Annotated in this window: 9 protein-coding genes and 1 tRNA gene; 6 read left to right on the top strand and 4 right to left on the bottom strand. The window is 65.5% G+C overall.

The annotated features are described in order from the left end of the window. Positions 1-138 precede the first annotated feature (138 nt). Both EYR15_RS16110 and EYR15_RS16105 read right to left on the bottom strand, forming a co-directional pair. Positions 139-1,755: a DUF6538 domain-containing protein gene (locus EYR15_RS16110; protein WP_131004593.1), complete on the bottom strand. Its 1,617-nt coding sequence runs from the start codon at positions 1,753-1,755 to the stop codon at positions 139-141. A 102-nt stretch (positions 1,756-1,857) separates the two neighbouring features. After that, a tRNA-Ser gene (locus tag EYR15_RS16105) sits at positions 1,858-1,947 on the bottom strand. A 175-nt stretch (positions 1,948-2,122) separates the two neighbouring features. On the opposite strand from EYR15_RS16105, the gene mtaB reads away from it, so the two are divergent. Further along, a complete protein-coding gene (mtaB, locus tag EYR15_RS16100) occupies positions 2,123-3,370 on the top strand; it encodes a tRNA (N(6)-L-threonylcarbamoyladenosine(37)-C(2))-methylthiotransferase MtaB (RefSeq protein WP_131004603.1) in 1,248 nt (415 codons plus the stop codon). Continuing rightward, a complete protein-coding gene (gene ftsY / locus EYR15_RS16095; RefSeq protein WP_131004592.1) occupies positions 3,367-4,311 on the top strand; it encodes a signal recognition particle-docking protein FtsY in 945 nt (314 codons plus the stop codon). The genes mtaB and ftsY overlap by 4 nt, the downstream gene beginning before the upstream one ends. On the opposite strand, the gene EYR15_RS16090 is transcribed toward ftsY, so the two are convergent. Continuing rightward, on the bottom strand, positions 4,276-5,535 hold the full coding sequence (locus tag EYR15_RS16090; protein ID WP_245498365.1) for an MFS transporter: 1,260 nt from the start codon (positions 5,533-5,535) through the stop codon (positions 4,276-4,278). The genes ftsY and EYR15_RS16090 overlap by 36 nt on opposite strands. Further along, positions 5,529-7,697, bottom strand: coding sequence for a TonB-dependent siderophore receptor (locus tag EYR15_RS16085; protein WP_131004591.1), 2,169 nt, complete (start codon positions 7,695-7,697; stop codon positions 5,529-5,531). Before EYR15_RS16085 ends, EYR15_RS16090 begins: the two co-directional genes overlap by 7 nt. A gap of 473 nt (positions 7,698-8,170) precedes the next feature. On the opposite strand from EYR15_RS16085, the gene EYR15_RS16080 reads away from it, so the two are divergent. The 4 genes from EYR15_RS16080 to bioD all read left to right on the top strand — a co-directional run bounded on the left by EYR15_RS16080 (position 8,171) and on the right by bioD (position 11,458). Next, on the top strand, positions 8,171-8,599 hold the full coding sequence (locus EYR15_RS16080) for a DUF3016 domain-containing protein (protein ID WP_165455528.1): 429 nt from the start codon (positions 8,171-8,173) through the stop codon (positions 8,597-8,599). Positions 8,600-8,685: 86 nt separating this feature from the next. Continuing rightward, positions 8,686-9,678 (top strand): biotin synthase BioB, encoded by a 993-nt coding sequence (gene bioB, locus EYR15_RS16075; RefSeq protein ID WP_382239136.1) that lies wholly within the window; start codon positions 8,686-8,688, stop codon positions 9,676-9,678. Further along, a complete protein-coding gene (locus EYR15_RS16070; protein ID WP_131004588.1) occupies positions 9,675-10,811 on the top strand; it encodes an 8-amino-7-oxononanoate synthase in 1,137 nt (378 codons plus the stop codon). Before bioB ends, EYR15_RS16070 begins: the two co-directional genes overlap by 4 nt. After that, complete coding sequence (gene bioD, locus EYR15_RS16065) at positions 10,808-11,458, top strand: dethiobiotin synthase (protein ID WP_131004587.1); 651 nt, start codon at positions 10,808-10,810, stop codon at positions 11,456-11,458. The genes EYR15_RS16070 and bioD overlap by 4 nt, the downstream gene beginning before the upstream one ends. Positions 11,459-11,470 lie beyond the last annotated feature (12 nt).

The following is an 11,470-nucleotide window of genomic DNA, read 5'->3' as shown; positions in this document are numbered from 1 at the left end:
GTCGAGGCTCACGGCGGTGGCGAAGGTCCAAAAGGCTGTTCCGCCGTCGCCTCCATGCGCAGCAAGGTAAGCGAGGCGCTATATCGGCTCGACGACTGACGCCAGCAACACGCTCAAGACCCCGGCCGTGACTTGCGACTAGGACGGCGAGCCATCGACCTGAAGGCCGCGCCGAGGCGGCGGCGTTTCGATTGCAAACCTCGGGATTTTATCCATCGCGGCTTTGGACACGCTGGGCCAGATGTCGCCGTACTTCCTGCCCTCCGAGGTCTCCGAATGACCAGTGATCTGGTGGATGACGGCTTCCTCGATCTCTCGTGTGACGCAGATCGTCTTGAATCGATGGCGCCAGCCGTGGTTGGGCTGAAGCTCAGGGTCGTTAATGCCGAGCTCCCGCACCCAGGCTGCAAGCCGCTCGCCAGTCTTTTTGTAAATCGGATGCACCGCGGATCCACCCCGCGCACGCGCGGGGTCATAGAATAATGGACCTCTGCCGACGCTGCGCGCGAACTCGATGAAGCCTTGGTCAATCAGATGCTTGTGGACCGCAACGTCCCGAGGCATGCCGTTCTTGATGGAGCCGGCCTCTGGGGTAATGTGGAACATCCAGATCGGGTCCACGGCTTCTTCGTCCATCGCCTGGAAGATATCCTCGGCGCGCATCTGGGTAATCTCATTCACTCGCGCTCCGGTGTAGGCGCAGATCCATGGAACCCACCGGCGAGCGGCGTAGCGATCTGGAAAAAGGCGCCCGTCGTCCACGACGCCAGCCGCTGCAGTAAGCACCGTTAGCGCCTCGCCGAGCGTGTAGCCCTTCTGAGTTCGTGTCTGAGGTCGCTTCTTAACAATGATCTTGACGCCGACGGCAGGGTTGGCGGCTAGCAACTGTTCCGAGACGGCCCAATTGCAAGCAGCTTTTATCGCGGCGAGGTGCACGTCACGTATCGTGCGAGGCGCGAGCCCCTCCTCAAGAAGTTTGTTCTTCCAGGAGATCAGCTTTTCACTGGTGATGGCTCCGAAGTCGTCCCGCTTGATGTGCTCGACTAGCAGCCGCCGGATGACAGATTTGAAGCGGTTTCGCGTGGACGGAGCGAGTTCAGCCTCTCTCGCGTAAGGCTCAAAGATCGCTTCAAGCGTGCGGTTCCCTGCTGGCGCCTCCCAACTCGGAAAACGCTTTTCGTAGTCGTCGGGGCTAAAGTCCCCCTCGGCCTTCCGCATCAGCTCCCTCTGGGCCGCCTGCATATGCTTGAAGACTGCGGACCCCAGCTCCTGACGCGACTTCAGGCTGATCACTAGACCGCGCTGAGAAACGTGGTCTGTGATGACCGAGCTCCAACGCCTCTGCTGGAACTGCCAGCCGTTCATTGGATTGCTCTTGCGGAACACGTCCTGCAAGCGCAGTTCTTCGTCGAGCTGACCCTTCCATGACCCTGGATCACCGGGGTCGTCCTCGTGATCCTTCAGGAAATTGCGGTAGATCTCGCCGGCGAGCGCTTCGATCTGTCGCCGCGTCAAGTCGATCGGCTCGCGTCCGGCTGTCTCGGCGCGCGTTGATGCGAAGGTCAGGCTGTCCCGTCGCCACTTCTTCTCAAGCTCTGCGAGCACGACGGGCGCTTGGACTCGCGCCTCCTCCGGATCCCGGGTTCCAAGAGACACTTTGAACTCGGCCTTGCCATAAACTTCGAAAAGCTCTGCAGGGTATCGGCCCCGCACGCGGTAGATTCCCGTCCGCGGATGTTTGGTCGGTCTGATCACGTGCAATGCCACTGTGTGTACCACTCTTGTGTACCACACCAGCGTTACGAGACCGTTGATTTCTCTAAGACCACCTTGGAACTCAGCGCTTGTTCCGAGTGGTGGCGGAGAGGGTGGGATTCGAACCCACGGTACGGTTGCCCGCACAACGGTTTTCGAGACCGTCCCAATCGACCACTCTGGCACCTCTCCGCATAATCGAGAGCGTCGATGGGCAAGGGCATACACGCGAGGCCTCAGACGCACAAGATGGCGCGCGGCGGCGAAGGCGTCGTGACAGCGACAGGCCGGCGAGACCGCCGGCCGCCAAGGCGCGGCGACGAGGGCGGTGGCGTTTTGGGCCGCGGTCGGGCATATCGCGGCCAAGATGGGTGTCGACGTTCTGAGCTTCGGTTGCCGGCTGAACGCGCTCGATGGCGAGAGCGTACGGGCGCTCGCGCGCGCCGGCGGCGCGATCGACATGGTGGTGGTCAACGCCTGCGCGGTCACTGCCGAAGCCGGGCGGCAGGCGCGGCAGGCGGTGCGCCGGGCGGCCCGCGTGCGCCCGGGCGCTGAGATCGTGGTCACAGGGTGCGGCGCCCAGATCGAGCCCGCCGCCTATGCCGCCATGCCGCAGGTTTCGCGCGTGGTCGGGCTGGCGGCGCGCGCGAGGCGCGAGACCTGGGTCTCGACCGAAGCGAGCCGACGCGTCGAGGTTGGCGACGCCTTCATGGTCGAGGACGTCTCTCGCCCCCCGGCGGACGCCGACATCCTGCGCCCTCGCGCCTCCGTGCAGGCTCAGACCGGCTGCGACCATCGCTGCACCTTCTGCATCATTCCTTTCGGCAGGGGAGCGTCGCGCTCGACGCCGGTCGAGGCGGTGGTCGCAGAGGTCCGGCGCGTGGTCGGGCTCGGCGCCGTAGAGGCGGTGCTGACAGGCGTTGACCTCACCGCCTGGGGCGCGGATCTCGCCGGGCGCCCCAGCCTCGGGACGCTGGTCCGCGCGATCCTGCGCGAGGTTCCGGAGCTGAGGCGGTTACGCCTCTCCTCGCTCGACGCCGTCGAGGTGGATGAGGATCTGCTCGGCGCGCTCGCCGACGAGGAGCGGCTCATGCCGCATCTCCATCTCTCGCTGCAGTCCGGCGACGACATGATCCTGAAGCGGATGAAGCGCCGCCATTCCGCGGAGGACGCCATCCGCTTCTGCGAGCGGGTGCGGAACGCGCGGCCGGATGTCGCCTTTGGCGCGGACGTGATCGCGGGCTTTCCGACGGAGACCGAGGGGATGTTTGAAAACACGCTCAGCGTGCTGGAGGCCTGCGGCGTGGCCTATGTCCACGCCTTCCCGTTCTCGGCCCGGCCGGACACGCCCGCGGCGCGGATGCCCCAGGTGTCGCCGCCCGTCGTCAAGGCGCGCGCGGCGCGGTTGCGCGAGACGGGCGAAGCCTTGCTCGCGCGCCATCTCGACGCCCATGTCGGCCGCCGGGCGCTCGCGCTTTCGGAAGGGGCGGGCGCCGGAAGGCTCGCCGACTTCACATTGGTCGCGTTGCCGGTCGCGACGCCGAAGGGCGCCATCGTCGACGTCACACCGACCGGCCATGACGGCCGAAGGCTGATCGTGAGCGCGAGCGCATGAGCGATATCGAGACCGAAGACGGCTGGTTCTCGCGGCTGAAACGGGGGCTCTCCAAGACCTCGCAATCACTGACGCGCGGCATTACGGAGCTCTTCACCAAGGAGAAGCTTGACGCCTCGACGCTCGAGAACCTCGAAGACCTGCTGATCCAGGCCGATCTTGGCGTCGGGGCGGCGTCGCGCATTTCGGACGCTGTCGGCCGCGCGCGCCACGATCGCGCGCTCGACGGCGAGGGCGTCCGGGCGATCGTCGCCACGGAGGTCGCGCGCGTGCTCGCGCCGGTCGCGCGGCCGCTCGATCCGCCGGAGAGCGCCCGGCCTGCCGTGGTGCTGGTCGTCGGCGTCAACGGTTCGGGAAAGACCACGACGATCGGCAAGATCGCCGAGAGTTTTCGCACCGCCGGGCTGAAGATCGTCATCGCAGCCGGCGACACGTTTCGCGCGGCCGCCGTTGAGCAACTCGCCGTCTGGGCGAAGCGGGCGGACGCGATCTTCGTCTCCAAGGAGACCGGGGCCGACGCGGCGAGCCTCGTCTACGAGGCCTGGCAGCGCGCCAAGGCGGAAGACGCCGACCTGCTCATCATCGACACCGCCGGCCGGTTGCAGAACAAGGCCGGGCTGATGGCCGAGCTCGAGAAGATCGTGCGGGTGCTGAAGAAGCTCGATCCGGAAGCGCCGCACGACAGCCTGCTGGTGCTCGACGCCACGACCGGCCAGAACGCGCTCGGCCAGGTCGAGGCGTTCGGCAAGGTCGCCGGCGTCACCGGCCTCGTGATGACCAAGCTCGACGGCACCGCGCGGGGCGGCATCCTGGTCGCGGTCGCCGACCGCTTCCGTCTGCCGGTGCATTTCATCGGCGTCGGCGAGGGGGTGGACGACCTGGAGCCGTTCGACGCCGATGAGTTCTCACGCGCGCTGGTCGGCCTTCCCCGGGAGGGTTGAGGAGCGGCGGGCGAGGATCGGCAGCGCGCCGAGCGCGACGATGCCGAGCAAAGCGCAGGCGGCGAAGCAGAACGCGAAGCCGAGCGTGTCGCCGAACGAGCTCACGAGCCACCAGCCGATCAGGCTGACGATCCCGTCCATGCTCTGGAACAGCGTGAAGTCGACGCCGGCTTGGTCGAGCGAGGCGCGGCCCATGAGTTCGGAATAGACCGCGACGATGCCGAGCGAGATGGCGCCGGAGCTCAGAAGCCCGAGCAGGACGAGGGCGATCGGCGAGCGTGCGCCGAAATAAGCGTAGAGGGCGAAACCCACGGTGGCGAGGACCTGCGCCGCCATGGACGCCGCCATGACCGGGAAGGCCCCGAACCTGCGGACCACATAGCCGCCGCTGACCGCGCCGATCAGGCCCGCGACCGTGACGCCGACCCCATTCAGCACGCCGATCGCTGTCAGGCTGAGGCCGGCGTCGATCAGAAACGGGCTGATCAGCACGGAGGACCATTTCTGGCCGAGCACATAGAGCGAGATCAGCGCAATCCCGGAAAGGATTTCTGGCCGCTTCAACGCCGCCATAAGGGATTGGCGCGGCGCGTCGGGCCGAGCGGAGCGGGCCCCGTCGGGCGTGGTCAGGAATGGAAGCGCGAGCGCGACCAGAACCCCGGCCATGATCAGCGCAGAGGGCGTCCACCCCAGATGGTCGATGAGGACGAGGAACAAGCCGCCGCCGATCGCCGCGCCGATATAGGCGCCGCCGACCTGAGCCGAGTTGGCCCAGCCGTGGTTCTTCTCCGTCAGGCTTTCCACCGCGTGGCCGTCGCAGGCGATGTCGAGCGTGGCGGACGAGAACGAAGCGATCATCATGGCGACCATGAGCGGGCCGAGCGACGTCGGGCCGATCAGCGCGCAGGCGATCACCGCGCCCACCGCGCAGGCGCCGACGAGCCCGATGACCGTCCGCGACCGCCGCAGGCCGACGCGCGGCGAGCGGTATCGTTCGACCCAGGGCGCCCAGAGGAACTTGAACGACCAGGGCAGGACCGTGAGCAGGATGAAGGCGATGTCGTTGAGCGACGCGCCGTTCTGGCGCATGACGGCGGGAAGGCCGGTGAAGACCACCCCGCCGATGACGCTCTGCGTGACATAGAGCCCGCCGAGCCCAACGATAACGCGGGCAGGAAACGACGAGATCGACCCCTCGCCCGCCGGATCAGTGGTATTCACCACCGGTAGCGCAGGCTCGCGATGACCTTCCGGCCTTGGTTCAGGTAGCAATAGCTCGCCGAGCAGACCTGGTTTTCTTTGTCGAGAAGGTTTTCGGCGTTCACCTGCGCGCTCACGCCTTTCAGCTTTGGATCGAGTGCCTCAAAGTCGTAGCTGATGTTGGCGTCAACGTAAGCCACCGGCTTGTTCTTGATAACGGCGCGGTTGTAGTCGTCGCCGAAGTTAGATCCGGTGTGTCGCACGCCGGCGCCGAAGCCGAAGCCCTTCAGAAGGCCGGTCGGCACGTCGTAACTTCCCCAGATCGAGAAGGAGTGCTTAGGGATGCTGTTGAGCTGATTGCCTTCGGTGTCAGGAGACAGCTTTGTGATCTTAGTGTCGATGAAGCTGTACGACGCCTTGACGTTGATTCCGTTGGCGAGCGACGTGTTTGACTCGATCTCAAAGCCTTGCGAGCGGAAATCAAGCTGGGTCTGCTGGTTCACGCTGTTGACGACTGTGTAGACGATGCCATCAGTCTGCTTCAGCCAGAAGATCGAAGCGTTGATGAAGGTGTTGTGGCCCGGCACGTCGTATTTGACGCCGGCCTCAACCTGCTTGCCACGCGTAGGCTTTGCAACGCCACCGTTTATGACGGTGCCGGGATTAGCGATGAACGAGTTGCCGGCGCTGACATAGGGCGTCAGCCCGTATTCCGTCACATAGCTCAAGCCTGCGCGGCCTGTGAATGCGCCTTTATCCTGCTTAGTGGTCTGGGAAGGATTCAACACGTCAGTGGGGACGCCGGCAGGGTCTACGACAGTAGTGATCGTAGAAGGCGCGAAATATCTGCTGTCCAGCCAATCATGCCGGCCGCCCACAAGAAGCCGCCAAGGTCCGGCCTTCGCCTCATCCTGCACATAGGCACCGATGAGGGTCTGTTCCTGTCTGGTCGGCTCCGGTAGGTCAGGATCGGCGATTTCGGCAAAATTGTACCTGTTGCGCGAATTGTAGCTGGAGCGGCCGATATCAATGCCGGTTAGTAAGGTGTGATTGACTGGACCTGTGGCGATCCTCGTCTTCAGGTAGGTGTCCGCCGCTAACGACTGCAAGCTCTCCTTGACTAAACCAGCGTAAGTAGTGGTTCCGAACCTTTCGTTGGTTGAGAGCGCAGACCACCGCAGGTTTTGGTGCACCGATACCATATCGCTGAAAGAATGCTCGAACTCGTAACCAACGCGGCCTTGCTTCACGCTGAAGTCGTTATAGTCCGAATTATAGAGCGCGCTGTCGCTGACGCCTGTCGGCTGATTGGTCACCGTCCCGTCCTTGAGCGTATACGGCTCGGTATCATTGTCGAAAAACGATGAGCCACCCGACTTTGAATCCATGAACTCCCCAAGCAGGGTGAGCTTGGTGTCGTCGTTCGGCTGGAAGGTGACCGCGGGCGCCACGAAGACGCGATTGTCGGGGTACCCCGGGATGCTCGTGCTCGCGTCGCGAGCAAGCGCCGTGAAGCGATAGAGCACTGTGCCGCTCTCGTTCACGGGACCGCCTATGTCGAACGCCACCTGCTTGCGGTCGAACGATCCGCCCTGCACTTCCACTTCGCCGAACTTGTAATCCGTCGGACGCTTCGAGACGAGGTCAACGATGCCGACGGAGGAACTGGCGCCGTAGACCGAAGACGCAGGACCCTTCAGGATCGAGATCGATTCAAGGCCATAGGGCTCTAACCGGACCTGTCCGCTCGGGCTCGTGAATTGCCTTAGGCCGTCGCGGAACACGCCCGTGAAGCCGACGTCCACGCCGCGGATGAAGAAGCTGTCAAACCGTGGGTTGAAGCCGAAAGCGCCAGTTCTAGCGCCGGGCGTGTAAGCAAGCGCCTCTTCAAGCGTCTGAGGCCTACGATCCTCGAGCTCAGACTGGGTGACTGTGCTGATCGTTATCGGCACCTCATTCACCGGCGTGTCGGTCTTCGTGCCGGTGCGTGTGGTCTTGGGCACATAGCCATCATTCGTCGCGACGCCGGGCGCTCCCGAGCCCTGACCGGTTCCGGCGCCGGACGCGCGACCCTCGACGGAAATCTCTTCGAGCGTCGTGGCGTCAGCGGCTTGCTGGGCGGCTGCTTTCTCGGCGATCGCCGTCATCGCCACGATGGCGGATAAGGCAACAAGCGGTCTGATCATCGTAACCCCCGAACTCACGCGTTCGGAGGTTAAAGATTGGATGAGGTCGGAAACTCAAGTCGCGGCGCGAACTATATAAATATAATAGTTCTAGACTGGGGATTACCCGCGGACGAGTCACTTAATCAAAATCAATAATCCGGCGATATTCCAAGTGATGTTAGTTTGGGCTATGGGTTTGTGGTAGGATCTCGAAACGTCTCTCCCACGTTACTGTCAGGCCTTCATTTCGGAGACGGCCGATCGAATAGTTCGTCACGTCTGGCATCCCACGTGCAGGTAGCCGGATGCTTCAGTCCTCGTCGGAAACAGGCGAGAAGGAGTCGGATTTGCGGCCAGTAAAAGGCCTTCGCAATCGGCCGTTGCCCCGGCGCCACAATCGGTCGCTTAAAGATGGAGCATGCCACGCACAGATTTCTGGAGGAGCGACATGAGGGTAACGCCGCTCGCGCTCGCCTCCGCGGAGGGTGACGGTGCGCGCCGCGCCTTCATCGACCTTGGTCGACTCGCGGGATTTCCGGAGCGCGTCGGAGCGGGAGGGCATCTTTCGCGAACTCAGCCGCTTTCTTCAGCGCACGGGCGACCGGCTGCTCCCGCCCGGCCGCTCGGCGACGATCGAAATCCTCAGCGTTCGCCCGGGCGGGCAGTTCGAGCCATGGCGGCAACCGCCCGGCGACCAGATTCGCGTTCTGCGCGATGTGACCCCGCCGCGCATCATGCTGCGCTATGCCGTTACGAAGCGCGGCCGCACGCTGGCGCGCGGCGAGGAGCAGGTCACCGACATCGACTACCTCAACGACATCGGCGCGCGCGCCTCGAGCGACCGGCTCGCCTATGAAAAGTCGATGCTGCGCGATTGGCTGCGCGACCGGCTGGTCAAGCTCAAGCCCGCGCGCGGATGACGCTTTCGGCCAAGTTGGCGGGGCGGGGCGATGCGTGTAAGCCATGGGCTCATCCTCGAAATTCATCGAGCGGACGGCGAATGGCTCTGATCGATCTGGCTCATGTCGCGGGACGGGCGCCTGCGAAGACGTACTGGACCCGGGAGGAGGCGAGGGCGCTCTACGACCTGCCTTTCGCCGACCTGATGTTCGAGGCGCAGACCGTCCACCGCCGGAACTTCGATCCAAACCGCGTGCAGATGTCGAAGCTGTTGTCGATCAAGACCGGCGGCTGCGCGGAGGATTGCGGCTATTGCAGCCAGTCCGCCCGTATGCCCGGCGAGAAGATGAAGGCCTCCAAGCTGATGGAGGTGGAGCGCGTGCTGGCCGAGGCGCAGAAGGCCAAGGACGGCGGCGCGACGCGCTATTGCATGGGCGCGGCCTGGCGGAGCCCGAAGGACCGCGACATGGATATGGTGGTCGCCATGGTCGAGGGCGTGAAGGCCATGGGGATGGAGACCTGCATGACGCTCGGCATGCTGACCCCCAAGCAGGCGCTGACGCTGAAGGACGCCGGCCTCGACTATTACAACCACAACCTCGACACCTCGGAGCGCTACTACTCCGAGATCATCTCCACCCGCACTTTCGCGGATCGGCTCGAGACGCTCGACAATGTCCGCTTGGCGGGCATGAAAGTCTGCGCCGGCGGCATTCTCGGCATGGGCGAGACGGTCGACGACCGCGTCGACATGCTCGTCACCCTCGCCAACATGGACGAGGCGCCGGAGAGCGTGCCGATCAACATGCTGATCCCGATCCCCGGCACCAAGCTCGAGAACGCGCCGCCCATCGACCCGCTGGACTTCGTACGCACCATTGCGCTCGCCCGCATCATGATGCCGGAGAGCCATGTGCGCCTCTCCGCCGGCCGCACCGAGATGTCGGACGAGACGCAGGCGCTGTGCTTCCTCGCCGGCGCGAACTCGATCTTCGTCGGCGACACGCTGCTGACCGCCGACAATCCGGGCGAAGACCATGACGGCGCGCTGTTCCGCCGCCTCGGGATCGGGCCGGAGGCGCTCGACGGAGCCTCGTGAGCCGGCTCGCCCGCTTCGAGGCAGCGCTTGAAGGCCTCGAACGCAAGACGCGGCGACGCCGGCTGGCGGCCCGCGCCGGGCTCGACTTCGCGTCGAATGATTATCTCGGCCTCGCCGCCTCTCCGCGCCTCGCTTACGCAGCCGAAGAGGCGCTTGCGCGCGGCGTGCCCGTCGGCGCGGCGGGCTCGCGGCTGCTGCGCGGCAACCACCCCGAGCACGAGGCGCTGGAGGCGGAGGCCGCCGCCTTCTTCCGCGCGGAGCGCGCGTTGTTCTTCGGCGCAGGCTATCAGGCGAACGTCGCGCTGATGTCCGCGCTACCGCAGCGTGGCGACCTCGTCGTGTGCGACGCGCTGGTGCATGCGAGCGTGCATGACGGGCTGCGTGATGCGAAGGCGGAGGTGGTCTTCGCCGCTCACAACGATGCGGGCGCCGTCGCTGACGCCGTCGCGGCCTGGCGTGCGCGAGGCGGGCGGGGTCAGCCTTTCATCGTCGCGGAAAGCCTCTATTCGATGGACGGCGATCGAGCCCCCGTCGCCGAGTTGCTCGCGATCGGCGAGGACAATGACGGCTTTCTCGTGCTCGACGAGGCGCACGCCACAGGCGTGTTCGGCGACGGAGGCCGCGGTCTGGCCGAGAAATTCGAGGGCCGCGAGGCGCTGATTTCAGTGCACACCTGCGGCAAGGCGTTAGGATCGTCGGGCGCGCTCGTCACCGGGCGGGCCGCGATCCTCGACATGCTGGTCAACCGCGCAAAGCCCTTCATCTACGCGACCGCTCCCTCCCCGCTCATTGCGGCCGTCGTGCGCGAGTCTCTGCGGATCGTTGCGGATGAGCCCGGACGGCGCGAAAAGCTTGGGCGCCTCGTCGCCTTCGCCGGAGAGCGGCTGTCCCGGCTCGGGCTGCCGGTCTCCGGCTCGCAGATCCAGCCGGTCGTGCTGGGCGCCAATGCGCGGGCAACGGACGCCGCGCGCCGGCTTCAGGCGGCCGGCTTCGACTGCCGCGCCATCCGCCCGCCGACGGTGCCCGAAGGCACGGCGCGGCTCAGAATATCCCTGACGCTGAACGTCGACGAAGTGGCGGTCGCGCGCCTGATCGACGCGCTGGCCCAGGGTTTGAGCGAGGCGGCGGCGTGACGCTCAGGCTCGTCGTGACGGGCACGGACACCGGCATCGGCAAGACCGTCTTCGCAGCGGGCCTGACTGCGGCGCTCGGCGCGTCCTACTGGAAGCCCGTGCAGGCAGGGCTCGACGACGAGACCGACAGCGAGACGGTCGCGCGTCTCGCGCGCCTGCCGCCGGAGCGTGTGATCCCGGAGGCATGGCGGCTGAAGACGCCGGCCTCGCCGCATCTGGCGGCGGAGATCGACGGCGTCGAGATCGACGCCGACGCGCTGGAGCCGCCGCCGGCCGACGGCCCGCTCGTCATCGAGGGCGCGGGCGGCTTGCTCGTACCGCTGAACCGCCGCACGCTGACCATCGACCTGTTCGCGCGCTGGGGCTTTCCGGTCGTCCTCGTCGCGCGGACAGCGCTCGGCACGATCAACCACACGCTGCTTTCGCTGGAGGCGCTGAAGCGCCGCGGCGTCCCCATCGCGGGCGTCGCCTTCGTCGGTGAGCGCCACGATGAGAACGCCAAGGCGATCGCGGGGTTTTCGGGCGTCCCCGTTCTGGGCCGCCTGCCGGCGCTCGATCCGCTAACGTCGGAAACGCTGGCTGAGGCGTTCGCGGCGGGGTTCGACGTCGACACGTTGCGCTCGATCGCTGTCTCGCAGCGCGCATGATCTGACCCGTGC

Origin of the sequence: Hansschlegelia quercus, assembly GCF_004310425.1 — a bacterium.
Classification (GTDB): Bacteria; Pseudomonadota; Alphaproteobacteria; order Rhizobiales; family Methylopilaceae; genus Methylopila; species Methylopila quercus.
The sequence above is the reverse complement of the archived record's forward strand: the minus strand, read 5'-3'. Positions and strand labels throughout refer to the sequence as shown.